Annotated in this window: 16 protein-coding genes; 7 read left to right on the forward strand and 9 right to left on the reverse strand. The window is 69.6% G+C overall.

Going from position 1 to position 15,999, the window contains the following annotated elements; genetic code table 11:
- Positions 1-46: 46 nt before the first annotated feature.
- On the reverse strand, positions 47-1,855 hold the full coding sequence (gene leuA / locus ACWFRB_RS24990) for a 2-isopropylmalate synthase (RefSeq protein WP_452643916.1): 1,809 nt from the start codon (positions 1,853-1,855) through the stop codon (positions 47-49).
- 284 nt (positions 1,856-2,139) lie between these two features.
- On the opposite strand from leuA, the gene ACWFRB_RS24995 reads away from it, so the two are divergent.
- Positions 2,140-2,817 (forward strand): pentapeptide repeat-containing protein, encoded by a 678-nt coding sequence (locus ACWFRB_RS24995; RefSeq protein WP_452643917.1) that lies wholly within the window; start codon positions 2,140-2,142, stop codon positions 2,815-2,817.
- Between the two features lie 83 nt (positions 2,818-2,900).
- Here ACWFRB_RS24995 and ACWFRB_RS25000 read toward each other — a convergent pair whose 3' ends face one another.
- The 4 genes from ACWFRB_RS25000 to ACWFRB_RS25015 form a co-directional block, all read right to left on the reverse strand.
- Positions 2,901-3,125, reverse strand: coding sequence for a hypothetical protein (locus ACWFRB_RS25000; RefSeq protein ID WP_452643918.1), 225 nt, complete (start codon positions 3,123-3,125; stop codon positions 2,901-2,903).
- Positions 3,126-3,243: 118 nt separating this feature from the next.
- A complete protein-coding gene (locus ACWFRB_RS25005) occupies positions 3,244-5,889 on the reverse strand; it encodes a LuxR C-terminal-related transcriptional regulator (protein WP_452643919.1) in 2,646 nt (881 codons plus the stop codon).
- Between the two features lie 172 nt (positions 5,890-6,061).
- Positions 6,062-7,072, reverse strand: a complete 1,011-nt coding sequence (locus tag ACWFRB_RS25010; RefSeq protein WP_452643920.1) for an LLM class flavin-dependent oxidoreductase — start codon at positions 7,070-7,072, stop codon at positions 6,062-6,064.
- A 95-nt stretch (positions 7,073-7,167) separates the two neighbouring features.
- Complete coding sequence (locus ACWFRB_RS25015; RefSeq protein ID WP_452643921.1) at positions 7,168-7,518, reverse strand: GNAT family N-acetyltransferase; 351 nt, start codon at positions 7,516-7,518, stop codon at positions 7,168-7,170.
- Between the two features lie 95 nt (positions 7,519-7,613).
- On the opposite strand from ACWFRB_RS25015, the gene ACWFRB_RS25020 reads away from it, so the two are divergent.
- A complete protein-coding gene (locus ACWFRB_RS25020; protein ID WP_452643922.1) occupies positions 7,614-8,597 on the forward strand; it encodes a pirin family protein in 984 nt (327 codons plus the stop codon).
- A gap of 6 nt (positions 8,598-8,603) precedes the next feature.
- Here the strand turns inward: ACWFRB_RS25020 and ACWFRB_RS25025 are convergent, their stop codons facing one another.
- From ACWFRB_RS25025 to ACWFRB_RS25035, 3 genes are read right to left on the reverse strand one after another with little or no spacing between them, the layout of a single operon-like run.
- A complete protein-coding gene (locus ACWFRB_RS25025; protein WP_452643923.1) occupies positions 8,604-9,623 on the reverse strand; it encodes a crotonase/enoyl-CoA hydratase family protein in 1,020 nt (339 codons plus the stop codon).
- A complete protein-coding gene (locus ACWFRB_RS25030; RefSeq protein ID WP_452643924.1) occupies positions 9,620-11,257 on the reverse strand; it encodes an acyl-CoA dehydrogenase family protein in 1,638 nt (545 codons plus the stop codon). Before ACWFRB_RS25030 ends, ACWFRB_RS25025 begins: the two co-directional genes overlap by 4 nt.
- Entirely contained in the window at positions 11,254-11,865 is a 612-nt protein-coding gene (locus ACWFRB_RS25035) for a TetR/AcrR family transcriptional regulator (RefSeq protein WP_452643925.1), read from the reverse strand. Before ACWFRB_RS25035 ends, ACWFRB_RS25030 begins: the two co-directional genes overlap by 4 nt.
- Positions 11,866-12,006: 141 nt before the next feature.
- Between ACWFRB_RS25035 and ACWFRB_RS25040 the strand changes: the two genes are divergently transcribed.
- From ACWFRB_RS25040 to ACWFRB_RS25055, 4 genes are all read left to right on the forward strand, one after another.
- Positions 12,007-12,777: a crotonase/enoyl-CoA hydratase family protein gene (locus ACWFRB_RS25040; protein WP_452643926.1), complete on the forward strand. Its 771-nt coding sequence runs from the start codon at positions 12,007-12,009 to the stop codon at positions 12,775-12,777.
- A 98-nt stretch (positions 12,778-12,875) separates the two neighbouring features.
- The gene (locus ACWFRB_RS25045; protein WP_452643927.1) at positions 12,876-13,490 is read left to right on the forward strand and encodes a TetR/AcrR family transcriptional regulator; all 615 of its coding nucleotides are present in this window, start codon (positions 12,876-12,878) and stop codon (positions 13,488-13,490) included.
- Positions 13,491-13,531: 41 nt separating this feature from the next.
- On the forward strand, positions 13,532-14,065 hold the full coding sequence (locus tag ACWFRB_RS25050) for a GtrA family protein (RefSeq protein WP_452643928.1): 534 nt from the start codon (positions 13,532-13,534) through the stop codon (positions 14,063-14,065).
- Between the two features lie 28 nt (positions 14,066-14,093).
- Positions 14,094-14,462, forward strand: coding sequence for a hypothetical protein (locus ACWFRB_RS25055; protein ID WP_452643929.1), 369 nt, complete (start codon positions 14,094-14,096; stop codon positions 14,460-14,462).
- A 38-nt stretch (positions 14,463-14,500) separates the two neighbouring features.
- Here the strand turns inward: ACWFRB_RS25055 and ACWFRB_RS25060 are convergent, their stop codons facing one another.
- Positions 14,501-14,980, reverse strand: coding sequence for a MarR family winged helix-turn-helix transcriptional regulator (locus ACWFRB_RS25060; RefSeq protein WP_452643930.1), 480 nt, complete (start codon positions 14,978-14,980; stop codon positions 14,501-14,503).
- Between the two features lie 140 nt (positions 14,981-15,120).
- Here ACWFRB_RS25060 and ACWFRB_RS25065 point away from each other — a divergent pair, with 140 nt between their 5' ends.
- Positions 15,121-15,957: an SDR family oxidoreductase gene (locus tag ACWFRB_RS25065; RefSeq protein WP_452643931.1), complete on the forward strand. Its 837-nt coding sequence runs from the start codon at positions 15,121-15,123 to the stop codon at positions 15,955-15,957.
- Positions 15,958-15,999: the final 42 nt, after the last annotated feature.

Raw genomic sequence — 15,999 nt, forward strand, 5'->3', positions numbered from 1 at the left:
CGTCGTACCCCAACCGGGGTACGACGCGCGCACAGACGCGTAGCGCCTAGTAAGCGCGGTTGACCGCGGAGACCACGCCGCGCAGCGAGGCGGTGGTGATGGAGGTCGCGATGCCGACGCCCCACACCGTCTTGGTGACACCGTCGGGCCGGGTGACCGCGCACTCCACGTAGGCCGCGGCCTGCGCGTCGTCGCCCGCGGACATGGCGTGCTCGCTGTAGTCCAGCACCCGGACGTCGAAGCCGATGGTCCCGAGTGCGTCGACGAACGCGGCCAGCGGTCCGTTGCCGGAGCCCGCGATCTCGTGTTCCTTGCCGTTCGCCTTCACCACGGCGGTGATGGCGTCGGTGCCGCCGTCCTCCTCGGAGGCGGTCACCTTCTGGCGGATCCGCTCCAGCGGGCTGATCGGAGCCAGGTACTCCTCGTTGAAGACGTCCCACATCTCCTTGGGGGAGACCTCGCCGCCCTCGCCGTCGGTGATCCTCTGGACGGCGGTGGAGAACTCCATCTGCAGGCGGCGCGGCAGCACCAGGCCGTGGTCGGCTTTCATGATGTAGGCGACGCCGCCCTTGCCGGACTGCGAGTTCACCCGGATCACGGCCTCGTAGCTGCGGCCGACGTCCTTCGGGTCGATCGGCAGGTAGGGGACCGCCCAGAGGATGTCGTCGACGTCGGCGTCCTGCGCGTCTGCCGAGATCTTCATCTGGTCGAGGCCCTTGTTGATCGCGTCCTGGTGGCTGCCGGAGAACGCGGTGTACACCAGGTCGCCGCCGTACGGGTGCCGCTCGGCGACGGGCAGCTGGTTGCAGTATTCGACGGTGCGGCGGATCTCGTCGATGCTGGAGAAGTCGATCTGCGGGTCGACGCCGCGGGTGAACATGTTCAGGCCGAGGGTGACCAGGCAGACGTTGCCGGTGCGCTCACCGTTGCCGAACAGGCAGCCCTCGATGCGATCCGCGCCGGCCTGGAAGCCGAGCTCCGCTGCCGCGACACCGGTGCCGCGGTCGTTGTGCGGGTGCAGCGACAGGATCACGGAGTCACGACGGGCCAGGTTGCGGCTCATCCACTCGATGGAGTCGGCGTACACGTTCGGCGTCGCCATCTCGACGGTGGCGGGCAGGTTCAGGATGATCGGGTTCTCGGGCGTCGGTGCGATCACCTCGGTGACGGCGTCGCACACCTCCTTCGCGTACTCCAGCTCGGTGCCGGTGTACGACTCGGGGGAGTACTCGTACCGCCAGTTGGTGTCCGGGTACTTCGCCGCCTCCTGCAGGCACTTGCGGGCGCCTGCGGTGGCGATCTTCTTGATCGCCTCGCGCTCGGCCCGGAACACCACCCGGCGCTGCAGGATCGAGGTGGAGTTGTAGAAGTGCACGATGACGCTGCGGGCGCCGTCGCAGGCGGCGAACGTGCGCTCGATCAGCTCGTCGCGGCACTGGGTGAGGACCTGGATCGTCACGTCGTCGGGGATCGCCCCGTCCTCGATGATCTCGCGGACGAAGTCGTAATCGGTCTGGCTGGCCGACGGGAAGCCGACCTCGATCTCCTTGTAGCCCATCCGGACCAGCAGGTCGAACATGCGGCGCTTGCGGGCCGGGCTCATCGGGTCGATGAGGGCCTGATTGCCGTCACGCAGGTCGACCGCGCACCAGAGGGGGGCACGGTCGATGATCTTGTCCGGCCAGGTTCGGTCCGGGAGGGAGATGGGCTCGACCTCCTCGGCGAACGGCCGGTACCGGTAGGTCGGCATGGAGGAGTTCTTCTGCTGGTTCCAGACGGGCTGGTCGGCAGGTGCGGGCTTCGACGGCGGCGTGATGGTGCGCGATCCGGAAGTAAAAGCGTCGGCGGATGACATTGACGATTCTCCGAGATGAAGGGACTGTTGGTCCGATGGTGTCGACCGGCGCGTCTGAACCCCGCGACGGGTGGCCAGTCTGGATCAGACCCCGTCGCGGCGGTGAAGAAGGAGCGCCCGCTGCATGAGGAAGAGTCTACCTGCCGCGGCAATCCCGCAGGATCTCACCCGTCGGTCGGTTTGTTTCGCGAAAGAGAAGGACGGGGCGGCTGCGTTCGTTTAATGTGTCCGCGTCGGGCTGTGATTTTGACCCGTGCCGGGGTCGTTCTGGAAGTAGGAAATTCATGTCGGCTTTGAACAATGCTGTCCGTGGGCTTGGCGTCGCGGTCCTCAGCACCGGAATCGCGATGGTGGGTCTGGCGGTGGCGCCGACCGCGAGCGCCGACACGGTCCTCGGGACCTGCACAGTCGTCTCGAACCCGAGCCCCGAGCACGCCACCGACTGCGTCGGGGCGAACCTGGTCGGTGTGAACCTGTCCGGCGCGAACCTGGCCGGCGCGAACCTGTCCGGTGCGAACCTGCTCGGCGCGAACCTGTCCGGCGCGAAGCTGACCGGTGCGAACCTGAGCAGCGCGAACCTCGGGAACTCGCTCCTCGGGAACGCGGACCTGAGCGGGGCCAACCTGACCAATGCCTACCTGGTCAGCGCGAACCTCGTGGACGCGAACCTGGCAGGCGCCAACATGGCGGGGGCGAACCTGTCCGGCGCGAACGTGTTCGGGGCCAAGCTCAAGGACGCACTCTCGGTGAACCTCGCCGGTGCCAACGAGAACGGCGCGCCGATCGGCGGCGGCGGCGGCAGCAGCTCGATGCCGAACGGGCAGCCGCTGATCGGCTCGAGCGTGACCGGTTCGACGAACCTCTCCGGAATGGACCCCGTGATCAAGGAGGGGGAGAAGGCGCTCCAGCCGCTGATCGGTTCCTCGGTGACCGGCTCGACGAACATCAGCGGCATGAACTGACCGCAAGACGCGCCAAGAATCCGCATTTCCTGCCCACCGGCACCCGCCGGTCGGCCGGGGGTGCGGATTTCTTTTGCCCGGGCTCAGTCGGGTAGGCGTCGCATCTCGATGACCGTCAGGCCCATCGTGTCGAAACGCGCGAGCATTCCGCGCAGCTCGACGTCGCCGTCGACGGGGCCGTAGAGCGTCGTATAGGCGTGCGGTGTCGGCGCCACGCTCAGCTCCGGAAAGGCGGCCAGTACGCGCTCGGACAGATCACCGCGTACGAGGAACTCGTAGCGGACCCGGGCGGGTTGGGGGTGTGCCACCGACGGGCCTCCTCCTGAGTCGACTGGGCTGATCGGTGATCAGTAGACCTTCGACTTCCAGTGTCCGCCGAGGTGAGATGCGCGCCTCACCCGCGAGTGGTGAAATGCACAGCCGCCGTCACAACAGCCCGCGCGCCCTGGCCTCGGTGATGGCGTCCCGCCTGGTCCGAACGTCCAGCTTCCGGTAGATACCGCGCAGGTGGGTCTTGACGGTGTTGACGGAGACGAACAGGTCCGCGGCGATCTGTTCGGCGGTGTGCCAGGAGGGCAACTCGATCAGGAGTTCCATCTCGCGGGGGGTGAGCAGGTCCGTCGCACCCTGCGCGGACTGCGGGATCACCGACCGCGCGCGTTCGGCGAACTTGTCGTACACACCGAATCGCCCGCGGTGTCGGTCCAGCAGATCCCTCATCGGTTCGCCGCCGTCGTAGAACGGGCGCAGGACGGCCTCGGGTTCGGCGATCCTGAGGGCCTCGACCAGCGCGGCCCTCGCGGTGAGCGATTCGTCCCGTGCGTCCGCGATCGTGGCCGCCATGAGCCATGCGCGGATGAGGGTGACATCCGACAGGCATTCGAGTTCGCCGCTGAGGACCGGCGCGAGTTCGCGCCGCGCCCCGTCCAGCCGCCGGTGGTGTAGCGACATCGTGGCATGCAGTACGGCGGCCTCGCCGCCGCACCCGAGTTCGGCCGCGGTCGACTCCGCGACCTGGGCGGCCCAGACGGGCTCCCCGACGAGGAGGAACGCCCGCTGGGCGGAGGTCGCGACAAGGGCGGTGGTGCCGGGCGGCAGCGGTCGGTTCCGCGCGGGCACGCAATGGTCCCGGATCACCCTCGCCACCGCATGCCGGTCGTCGGTGGTCTCGAACTCGAGGATGGCTCCCAAGAGCACGGCGACCCGCCCCATCGCGGGGTTCTCGCAGTCCACGAGAGGCGGAACGCACTGGCTCATCAGCCGGCCGGTGGCCTCGTCCTCGACCCTCAGGTAGTGGCCGAGGGCGCCGAACAGCTGGGCCACGTGGAAGTGCCGGTGGTCGGTGAGCTGGTGGGCGCGGCTGTGGTCGGCGGTCTCCGCCGCCCTGGCGGCCATCTCGTCGAGTCGGCCCCGGTACGCCGCCACCGCGGTCAGCGCGGCGAGGGCCTGCAGCACGACGGCGGGCAACTCGGCGGCGCGCGCGGTGGCCAGAGCGTCTTCCAGGTGCCTACCCGCGGGCTCGAGCCGGCCGAGATACATCTCGGCGATCCCCTCCTGGAGTAGCGAGAAGGAGTCGAGCTCGGGATCGCCTGCCTCGCCGACCGGGTCGGATTGCAACGTCTCGAGAGCATCTTCGATTCCGCCGGTCTGAACGGCGACCTGCACGCGGAGCCCGTCTCCGAGCATTTCGAGCTCGGCAGGGATTTCCGCGTGATCCTGCGCCGATGCGCGGTCGAGCGCGCTCAGGGTGGACGAGGCGGCGGCGGTGTTGCCCCTGGCGAGCTCCGCGGCGACCCTGAGCAGCCGGGTGGACGGATCCGCCCGCACGGCCGGCGACACGCGGTCGAGGACTCCGATCACGGCGGCCCAGTCGCCCGCGAGCACCAGTCGAAGGCCGCACTCCCGCAGCAGTGCCAGCAGGGCGTCGTCGTCGCCGGCGTGCAGCGCGTGTTCGAGCGCGTGCACGTGGTCGCCGCTGCGAGCGAACCACCCGGCGGCGACTCGCTCGAGGTCTCCGACAGCATGGCGTCCCAGCCTGCCGACCTCGGCGCGCAGATACTCGCGCAACAACGGGTGATACCGATACCAGCCCGGCGAGCCGGACACCCGCTCGACGAGAAAATTGGAGTGCTCGAGGGTGTCGAGTACATCGCGGCTGCCCCGGTTCCCGGTGAGCGCCTCGGCGAGTTCGACGGTGAAGGCGTCGGGGATCGATGTCTCGACGACGAACTCGCGCTCGGCCTCGGCGAGCCCGTCCAGCACCTCGTTGACGAGATAGTCGGCGACCACCCTGCTGTCCCCGCTGAAATCGGTGATCATCGCGGTGGGGTCGGGGTGGCGTGCCAGGGAGATCGCGGCGAGCCGCAGGCCGGCCGCCCACCCCTCGGTGCGGCTGCGGATCTTGGCCAGGTCGCAGGCGTCGAGGTGCACCCCGTGCTCCGCGAAGAGAATGGCCGCCTCGTCTTCGGTGAAGGCCAGTTCGCGATGGGAGAGGTCGAAGACCCTGCCCTCGAGGCGCATTCGGTGCACGGCAAGGGGCGGTTCGAAGCGTCCGGCCAGGATGGTGCGCAGGCTCGGCGGTGCCCAGCGAAGGTATTGCGCCAGCGACTCGAGGGCCGCCGGTTCGTGCAGCAGGTGCGCGTCGTCGACGATCAGCCAGATCGGCTCGCCGACCGACTCGAGAGCCTGGGCCAGGGCAGCGGGGAAATCGTCCTCGGCGGTGGGCGGCAGCAGGCGTACCGCCTCGGAGACCACTGGGCTGCCGGAGTTCTCCAGGGCCGAACGGACCGCGGAACGGACCGCGCCCACGTCGTTGTCCCGTTCCTCGATGGTGAGCCAGGCGATCGTCGGGGGATCGGGCCGCGCGGCGGCGGCGGCGGCCCAGTCCGCGAGGAGCATCGTCTTTCCTGCCCCCACGGGCGCGATGAGCAGTGCGATCGTGTTCGGGGAGTCCGTCGGCGATGACGTCGCGGCCGAGAGCGAATCCAGTAGCCGCCCACGGCGAATCACCGGGTGCGCATAACTCGGGATCCGATGTCGCACCTGCTGCGTATCCCAATTCACCACGGACATCTGGCCTCTTCCCGACGGTCGATCCCGCCGAGGCCCGTTGCGTCGGCGTTCCCCCGCTAACAGCACCGCGCGGGGGCCAGTAAAGGGATCGTAACGGCAGGACAGTCTATTTGGGTGTCGTACGCATGACCAGTTGGTGGCCGGTCGGTCCGACGGCGCCGCCGCTGGGCCGCTACTGACGGACCAGCGGGGCCACCTTCGTGCCCAGTAGTTCGATGGTCCGCATGACCTTGTCGTGGGGGAGCGGACCGACGCTCGGGTGCAGCATGAACCGTTCGATCCCGAGGCTCTCGCGCATGTCGACGATCTTCTCGGCGACCTGTTCCGGGTTGCCCAGCATCAACGAACCCCCGGGTCCGCGCAGGCCGTCGAAGCTTGCGGGATTCATTGGTGCCCAGCCGCGTTCCCGGCCGAGCCCGGTCATCGCGGCTGCATAGCTCGGGTAGAACTCGGCCGCGGCCTGGTCCTCGGAGTCGGCGATGTAGCCGTGCGCGTGTACCGCGATCGGTTGAGGCTGGTGGCCGCCCTCCGCCACGGCGCGACGGTGCAGATCGGCCAGCGGGGCGAACCGTGCCGGCGCGCCGCCGATGATGGCGAGCGCCATCGGCAGACCCAACAATCCCGCCCTGGCAACGGATTCGGGGTTGCCGCCGACGCCGACCCAGATCGGGAGCGGGCGCTCTGGCCTGGGGTGGACCGACTGCCGATCCAGCGGCGCCCGGTGGTTGCCCGACCAGGTCACGGTCTCGGAATCGCGGATGGCCAGGAGCAGGCCGAGCTTCTCGACGAACAACTCGTCGTAGTCGGCGAGGTCGTAGCCGAACAGTGGGAACGATTCGGTGAACGAGCCGCGGCCTGCCATCACCTCGGCGCGGCCACCCGAGATCAGGTCGAGGGTGGCGAACTCCTCGAACACGCGCACGGGGTCGTCGGAACTCAGCACGGTCACCGCACTGGTCAGCTTGATGGACTCGGTCCTCGCCGCGGCGGCGGCCAGTACGACGGCGGGCGCGGACGCGGCGAAGTCCGCCCTGTGGTGCTCGCCGACCCCGTACACGTCGAGGCCGACCTGCTCCGCGAGTTCGACCTCCTCCAGGAGGTTGCGGAGCCGCTCTCGCGGCGACACGCCCCCGTTCCGGCCGTCGGTGCCGACCTCCGCAAACGTCGTCAAGCCGAGTTCCATCGAGCCACCCTCCATCATCTAGTTAAAAGATCAACTATGTGGGTAACTCGGGGCGCACCGCGAAAATTCCGGGCGGGGTCCGGGACCGGCGCCTGTCAGGCCTGCGAGTCCCGCACGGCCTGCAGGGCCTCGGGCGTCACCGGGTCGACCTCGGCCGCGAAGTCGTCGTGCTTCTCGAGGTAGCCGGCGACGAACGGGCAGACGGGGACGATTCGCTTGCCCCGGCCCACGGTCGCGGCGAGCGCGTCATGGATCAGCAGGCTCGCCAGGCCGCGCCCGCCGTACTGTTCGCCGATCTCGGTGTGGAAGAAGATCCGTTGGCTGTCCCGGTCCAGGTACTCGGTGAACCCGGCCAGTTCCGTGCCGAGGCGGACCTCGTAGCGGTGTAGCGCGGGGGCGTCCAGGACTGTGGGTGCCGGGTCGCCGGTGACATGTTCGTCCGTCATGGGCCCACTATGCCGCAGCGATACCCTGGATGCGGTCCGACGCTGGTTCGGGCGGAGTCCGTCGATGGTGCCGCAGCGCCCAGGATCGAGGAACGATGAGCAATCTCGACCCCTCTCCCGACGAGTTGGTCTGCACCGGCGACGAGGTCCCCGACGGCGGCCCGCGACTCCTGGACTATCGCGACGTCCCCCTCGGCGGCCCGCGTGCGATGCCGGTGCGGCGCTCGCTCCCGCAACGCGCGCAGTCCTTCATCGGCGCCTGGTGCTTCCTCGACCACTACGGGCCCGATGATGTCTCGAAGAGCGGCGGCATGAAGGTCGCCGGTCACCCGCACACCGGACTGCAGACGGTGTCCTGGTTGTTCACCGGCGAGATCGAGCACCGCGACACCACGGGTGTCCATGCCCTGGTCCGGCCGGGTGAGATCAACCTGATGACCGCAGGCTCGGGGATCGCCCACTCCGAGTTCTCGACACCGAAGACGTCCGTGCTGCACGGCGTTCAGCTGTGGGTGGCGCTGCCGGACGAACATCGTTTCACCGCACCCGCTTTCGAGCACTACGCGCCGCCGGTGGTCGATCACGACGGGGTTCGGGCGCTGGTCTTCCTCGGCGCTCTCTTCGGGCAGCGGTCCCCGGTCAAGACCTTCAGCCCGTTGCTCGGCGCGGAGCTAACCCTGCCGCCCGGCCGGTCCCTGCGGCTCGATCTCGAGCCCGGCTTCGAGCACGGCGTGCTCGTGGACACCGGTGGTGCGACGGTCGGTGGGGTGAGCGCGAAGCCGGGGCAATTGGTGTATCTGTCGCCGGGTGTCACCGTGGTGGAGGTGCGGGCCTCCGACGACGAGCAGTCGCGCATCCTGCTGCTCGGCGGTGAACCGCTCGGCGAGGAGATCGTCATGTGGTGGAACTTCATCGGCCGCAGCCACGACGAGGTCGTGCAGTTCCGCGAGGACTGGCAGCGTGAACGGTCCGATCAGGCCGAGGCGGCGTCAGGACGGTACGGTCCGTTCCCAGCGCAGTGGCGCGAGACCATCCCCGCGCCGATCCTGCCGAACACGCGCCTCAAGCCGCGGAGCTAGCGCACCCTACTCCCGCTCGAATTGCGCCCGCTTGTGGTCGCCGAACGGCTCGTCGCGCTCGCGCACGGCCTCACGGAATCCTGCCGTGGCGGAACGTAGTTGGAAGGCGTAGCCCTCCCTGGTGTGTCGGGACACGCCGTCGAAGACGGTGCTCACCATCGTCGAGTTCGCGACGCCCTGCGCGAGGAGGGTGCTGTTCAGTGCAAGCTTGACCATCATCAGCTGGTTGATCGGCATCGCGGCGATGCGGCCGACGAGATCCTCGGTTCGCTCGTCCAGCTCGCCGGGCGGTGCCGATTCCACCGCCAGCCCCCACTCGGCCGCTTGGCGGCCGCTGATGCAATCCCCGGTCAGCAGTAGGCGTTTGGCTCGCTGGTCGCCCAGGCGGTGCGCCCACATGCCGGCGGCCGGGACGCCCCACACCCGGGTCGGGGGATAGCCGATCTTGGTGTCGTCCGCGGCGATGATCTGATCGCAGTAGAGCGCGATGTCCGTACCGCCCGCCACGCAGAACCCGTGGATCTTGGCGACTGTCGGCTTGTTTGCGTGCAACAGGCTCGCGAAGCCGCGGTTGAAGCGGCTCATCATGGCGTAGTCGGCCATCGGGTCCCACTGCGCGAAGGGGTTGTGGTTGCGCGCCTGCACGACCGGGTCGAGCACCGTGCCGGTGATGCGGTCCGGACCTTCATCGGGACCGCCGCCCTGTTCGGCGAAGACACCGAGGTCGTAACCGCCACAGAAGCCCTTGCCCCGCCCGGAGACCAGCATGACGTGCACACGCGGATCGAGGTCGGCGCGTTCCACGGCCGCGGCCAGCTCGAGCGGGGTGTCCGCGGTGATCGCGTTGCCCTGCTCGGGTCGATCGAAGGTGATCCTGGCGATGCGTCCGGTCACCTCGTAGGTCAGGGTCTTGTACTCCACCTGCTGTGCGGCCGTGTCCATCTCGCGCCCGGAGAACAGGGAGTCCTTGCCCTCGTCCCAGCCCTCTCGCCACGCCGCCGGGCGGGTCCCGGCGTGATCGGTCACGACCCGACCTTCGGCGTGGCCCGGGCGATGATCGCCGCCGTGTCGACGCCGCCGGGCAGGGTGCCGAACACGCTGCCCCAGTCGCCCGCGAGCCGGCTGGCGCAGAAGGCGTCCGAGACGGCGGGATGCCCGTAGCGGACGAGGAGCGAGCCCTGCAGCGCGAGCGCCATGTCGCCGACGACGCGGCGGGCTCGGTGCTCGAGGGTGTCGAGGTCGCCGAAACTCGCCTTGAGTTCGGCGATGGCGGCATCGAGGCGGGCGTCGGCCCCTGCGCTCGTGTCGAGCTCGTCGAAGAACGCCTGCAACGACTCCGGCTGTTTCGCCATGGCCCGCAGGGTGTCGAGCGCGGCGACGTTGCCGGATCCCTCCCACACCGAGAGCAGCGGCGCCTCGCGGTAGAGCCGCGGCATCCGCGAATCCTCCACGTATCCGTTGCCGCCCAGGCATTCCAGCGCCTCCGCGGCGTGGATGGGGCCGCGCTTGCAGACGAAGTACTTGCTGACCGCGAGCGCGATGCGGCGCAACGCCGAGGCCTGCTCATCGCCTGCCGTCGCCCGGTCGGTGAGTGCGGCCAGCCACATGGCGACCGTGGTCGAGGCCTCGGATTCGACGGCCAGGTCCGCGAGCACGTTGCGCATCAGCGGCTGGTCGACCAGATGGGCGCCGAAGGCGCTGCGATGGGTGGCGTGGTGCGCTGCCTGCGCCGTGCCGACGCGCATCCCGGTGGCCGTGCCGATCGTGCAGTCGAGCCGGGTCATGTTGACCATCTCGATGATGGTCGGGACGCCGCGGCCCTCCTCGCCGACCAGCCAGGCCACGGCCTCGTCGTACTCCACCTCACTGCTCGCGTTCGAGTGGTTGCCGAGCTTGTCCTTGAGGCGCTGCAGGTGCATTCGGTTGCGGGTGCCGTCCGGCAGCATCCGCGGCAGGAGGAAACACGACAGCCCGCCTGGCGCCTGGGCAAGTACGAGGAACACATCCGACATCGGCGCGGAGGTGAACCACTTGTGTCCGGTCACCAGGTAGCTGCCGTCCGACTGCGGTACCGCCCTGGTGGTGCCCGCCCGGACGTCGGAGCCGCCCTGCTTCTCGGTCATGGACATGCCTGCGATCAGGCCGCCCTTGGTCAGCGGCGGCGCGAGCGCCGGGTCGTAGACGCGCGCGGTGAGCAGCGGTTCGTACTGCGCCGCGAGCTCGGGGTTGTGGCGCAGGGCGGGCACGACGGCGTAGGTCATCGAGATGGGGCAGCCGTGGCCGGCGTCGACCTGGCCCCAGACCGCCATCTTCGCGGCCCGGATCAGGTGTGCGTGCGGGTTCGGATCCGCCCACGGGGCGCCGTGCAGCCCCATCTCGACGGCGGTGGTCATCAGCCGGTGGTAGGCGGGGTCGTACTCGACCTCGTCGATCCGGTGCCCGTAGCGGTCGTGGGTGCGCAGGATCGGGGGGTGGGCCTCGGCCAGGTCGCCCCAGCGCTGCGCCTCCTCGCCGCCTGCGAGCCGTCCGACCTCGTGCAGTTCGTCCAGCGCGTCGTGGGCGCCCTCGCGCTGGAGCGCCTCCAGGATCGGCGGGTGGTCGGCGGCGTCGTAGTCGACCAGCGGCGGCACCTGGTTGACGACCTCGTGTGTGGTGCTCATGCGGTGCTCCCAAGGGATCGGAGGGTGAAGGCGTGCAGAAGGGGGAGGATCGTAGGGTCGACGGCACCCCGGGCAAGGGGGAGGACGAGCGCCTCTCCGATCGCGCCGACGATGCAGGCGGCGGTCACGGTGGCGTCCTGGACGGGGATCTCGCCTGCCTCGATCGCGCCCGCGATCGCCACGGCGAGGGCATCGCGGAACGATTCACGGAAAAGCAGTCGTTCGGTGTCGACCTGGGGGTCGACGGGTTCGACGAGCAGGGCGTAGGCAAGGGTGGGCGCGCGCAGTGCTCGCTGCGCGAATGTCTCGACGGCGGCCGCGACGGCCGCGACGCATCGTCCGTCCTCGGCGCGGGCCGCCTCACCTGCGGTGACTGCCGCGTTGACCTCGCGGCTGCAGACGATGCGGAACACCTCCGCGAACAGTTCGCCCTTGTTCGCGAAGTGTCGGTAGACGGTGCCGGTGCCGACGCCCGCGTCGGCCGCGACCGCGGAGATGGAGCAGCCGGCATAGCCGTGCAGGGCGACCAATCCGGTCGCGGAATCGATCAGCCTGGTCCGCAGCGCGTCCAGTCGTTCCTGGATCGCTGGGGTGCGCCGGTACGCCATACCAAAGGAGTGAACTCCGGTTCCGTTCTTAGGTCAAGGGGTTGACAGTGCGGCCGGATCTGCTGCTACGTTCGGCCCCACGATCACGCGGCTGACCCGGTCCCGAGGTGTCGGGGGCGCCCGCGCCACGAAAGGCGGCCCATGACCAACGATGTGGTTCTCGTCCGACGGGACGGCCCGGTCACGACCATCAGCATCAACCGGCCCGCGGTCCGCAATGCGGTGGACCGGCCCACCGCGGAGGCGCTCGCCGCCGCCTTCCGCGACTTCGACGCCGACCAGGATGCCGCGGTCGCCGTGCTGCACGGCGAGGGCGGAACCTTCTGCGCGGGAGCGGATCTGAAGGCGATCAGCTCCGGGGCCGGCAATCGGGTCGCGCTCGACGGTGACGGGCCGATGGGCATCTCGCGGATGCGACTCTCGAAGCCGGTGATCGCCGCGATCGCCGGTCACGCGGTGGCGGGTGGGCTGGAGCTCGCGCTGTGGGCGGACCTGCGGGTGGCGGAGGAGGGCGCGGTTCTCGGCGTCTTCTGCAGGCGCTGGGGTGTTCCGCTGATCGACGGCGGCACCGTGCGGCTGCCGCGCCTGATCGGCACGAGCCACGCCATGGACCTGATCCTGACCGGGCGACCGGTCGACGCGGACGAGGCGCACCGCATCGGGCTGGTGAATCGGAAGGTTCCTGCGGGCGAGGCGATCGTTGCCGCCCAGCGCCTCGCCGCCGATCTGGCGGCGTTCCCCCAGACCTGCATGCGTCAGGATCGCCTCTCCGTCCTCGACCAGGAGGGGCTGACCGAGGATCAGGCGATGCTCACCGAGCTGCGGCACGGCGCGATCTCCCTCGCGGACGGCACCTTCGAGGGTGCGACGCGCTTCGCGGAGGGCGCCGGGAGGCACGGCACGTTCGGCTGAGGGCAGGTCGGCGGAAGTCGGTGTCGAGGCGCGGCGGCCCCGCCTCCCGGGAATAGGATACGAAACGGTAGCGTATCTATATCCAAATGGAGGTCACTGTGTCATCGTCTGCCAAGTCCGGTCGTCCGCGCGACGCGGACCGCGATCGGGCGCTGCTGGTCGCGACCCAGGACCTGCTCGCGGAGGTCGGATTCGACCGGCTGTCGATCGACGCCGTGGCGGCCCGGTGCGGGGCGGGCAAGACGACCGTCTACCGGCGGTGGGCGGGCAAGCCGGAGCTTGTCGCCGACGCGGTCGCGTTGCTCCACGAGATCGCCCTCGCGCCCGACACCGGCGACCTGCGGACCGATCTCGTGCTCATGGCCAGGGCCTGGCACGACCCGGACTCGCGGCGTGACGCGGTGGTGGGTGGCCTGCTCACCGGGATGGTGCACGACTGCGGACTGCGTGCGGCGGTCAACCAGGCCATCTCGGTGCCGTACAAGGAGCTTTTCGCCCAGGTCGTCTCGAGGGCGGTCGAAAGGGGAGAGGTGTCCGGCGACCGGGACATCGATCTGATCGGCACCATCTTCCCCGCGATCACCTTCCATCGGCTGTCGGTGATGGCGGAGCCGATCGACCTGGCGTTCATCGAGCGGGTCGTCGACGGTGTCGTCGTGCCCGCGCTCACCTCGGGCGGCCCGTCGCCCGCCGGTGGTGCAATGTCCCGCTGAGGGGGACGGGTGCGGGTACTTCGCATCGAGAGGGGGCTTTCATGGACAACGTGATCACGCAGGGTGACGGTCGCGGTGAGGTCATCGCCGACCCGGCGGCCGCCGCGCCCGTCCGCGACGACCCCCAAGGGACCGCGCGCGAGTCGTACCCCTGGATCAAGGGTCGGACCGGGCGCCATCGCCTGCGCGGCGACGGCGTCACCGCGCAGTTCATCCGGTTCGTCCTCGTCGGCGGATCGAGCAACATCGTCTACGCGCTGGTGTTCCTCCTGCTCCATGCCCGGGGCACGTTCGCGGCCAACATCGCGGGTGTGGTGGTCAGCACCGCTCTAGCCAACGAGCTCCACCGCAGGCTGACCTTCCACGCGTCCGCGCGGGTCAGCTGGTTCCCCGCGCAATGGGAGGGCGGCGGGCTGGCGCTGGTCGGGCTGGGGCTGAGCACGCTCTCGCTTGCCCTGCTCGACTTCTGGCTGCCGTCGGTGGGCGGCTTGGTGCAGGCCGTCGCGGTCGTCGCGGTCAGTGCGTTCGTCGGCATCCTGCGGTTCCTTGCCCTGCGTGGTTGGGTGTTCTCGTAGCGCAGTCGACCGTGAGGGGGAGGCGGAGATGGCAGAACCCAGGCTCCTGCTCATCGGCAAGCGCCAATCCACTCTGGATGTCCTGGCCGAGGAGCTGCGCCGATTCGGCCGCGACGTGATCGCGACCAACGACCGAGAACGGATTCGGCAGATCCTCACCGGCGGCCAGGTGGACCTGGTCGTCATCGGCGGCGGGCTCGACGAACCCGCGCGAGCGGAGATGCGGGACCACGTGCTCGGGATCAGTCCGGACATTCCGCTGCACCTGGCGCCGAGGGGTGAGGGGACCAGTCCCGCGACGGCGCTCTCGTTCGCGAACGAGCAGATCGTGTTGTTCAAGGTGCTGGCCGCGGCGGGGCAGGATCCGTCCGAGGAGCAGACCGACCGGGACCGGTGAGGCGCCCGAACCCGGTCGCCGAACGCCGCGGGCCGGGATCAGCGCGGAAGGTCCCTTGTGGCGTCGTATGCCTGCGGCAGGGCGTCCCCTGCGTTGAGCGCGAGCAAGAGCTGGTGCAGGTCGTCGCGCCGCGAGGGGTCGAGATCGGCGAGAGTCTGCTCGTTGAGCGAGGCCAGCAATCGGTCGGACTCGGCGGCGGCGTGCCTGCCCTCGTCGGTGATCGCGACGAGGAAGCGCCTGCGGTCCTGCGGATCCCGCGTCCGGCCGGCCAGACCCAGCCCCTCGAGGTGGTCGATGGACGAGACCATCGTCGTCGGGTCGATGCGTAGCTGGTTCCCGAGTTCGAGTTGCGACCTGGCGCCGGCCTCCGCGAGTGCCTGCAGGATCAGGTAGTGGCGGGTTCGCAGCCCCAGGTCGGCCAGCCGATCCTCGCTGAGGCGGAACATCGCCTGTCCCAGCTTCATCAGCAGGCAGCCGGTGTGGCGTGCCGCGGCGTCGGAGACCAAGGGCTCGGCCACGAGTCGGCACCTCCGATTCCAGGGCGGTTGGGAGTGACGATCATATGGGGCCTGCGCACCGGCCTCGTGCTCGGCTTCCAGTATGGTCCGCGACAGGAACCATTCGCAGTACTGATTATTTCCACAACGAGGGAGTTGGCATGGCCACCGAGTTCGTCCAGTCCATCGATCTGACCGGCAAGACCGTCTTCGTTGCGGGCGGGACCAGCGGAATCAACCTCGGCATCGCCGAGGACTTCGCCCGGGCAGGCGCCCGGGTGGCGGTCATGAGCCGCAGGCAGGAGAAGGTCGACGCCGCCGTCGAGCGGCTGACCGCGCTGGGCGCCGAGGCGATGGGCGGCAGCGCCGACGTTCGCGACTACGCCGCGACGGAGGCCGTGCTCAAGGACGCACACGACCGGTTCGGCGACTTCGACGTGATGGTCTCGGGCGCGGCGGGCAACTTTCCCGCCGCGGCGCTGGGACTCTCGGCCAACGGGTTCAAGTCGGTCGTCGACATCGACCTGCTCGGCACCTTCAACGTCCTGCGCGCCTCGTACCCGTTCTTGCGCAAGCCCGGTGCCTCGGTCATCAACATCTCCGCGCCGCAGTCGGTGCTCCCGACCGTGACGCAGGCGCACGTGTGCGCGGCCAAGGCCGGCGTCGACATGCTCACCAAGGTGCTCGCCCTGGAGTGGGGCCCGGCGGGGGTCAGGGTCAACGGCGTGATCCCCGGGCCGATCGACGGGACCGAGGGCATGGCGCGCCTGGCGCCGACCGAGGAGGACCGGGCCCTCGTCACCAACAGCGTTCCCCTGCGCCGGTATGGCACCCCGCGCGACGTCGCCAACGTGTGCCGGTTCCTGGCTTCTCCGCTTGCCGACTACGTGTCGGGCGTTGTCCTGGCCACCGACGGGGGATGGGCACTCGGCGGTGCGTCCGCCACCATGGGCGTCATAGGTCAGCCCCTGCTCGACGCCGTCGGCTCCGAGGCCTGAGCGCACGCACCACCGACGACGGCGGTGGCTCCGGAGATCCGG

This window comes from Rhodococcus sp. NPDC055112 (genome assembly GCF_053607505.1).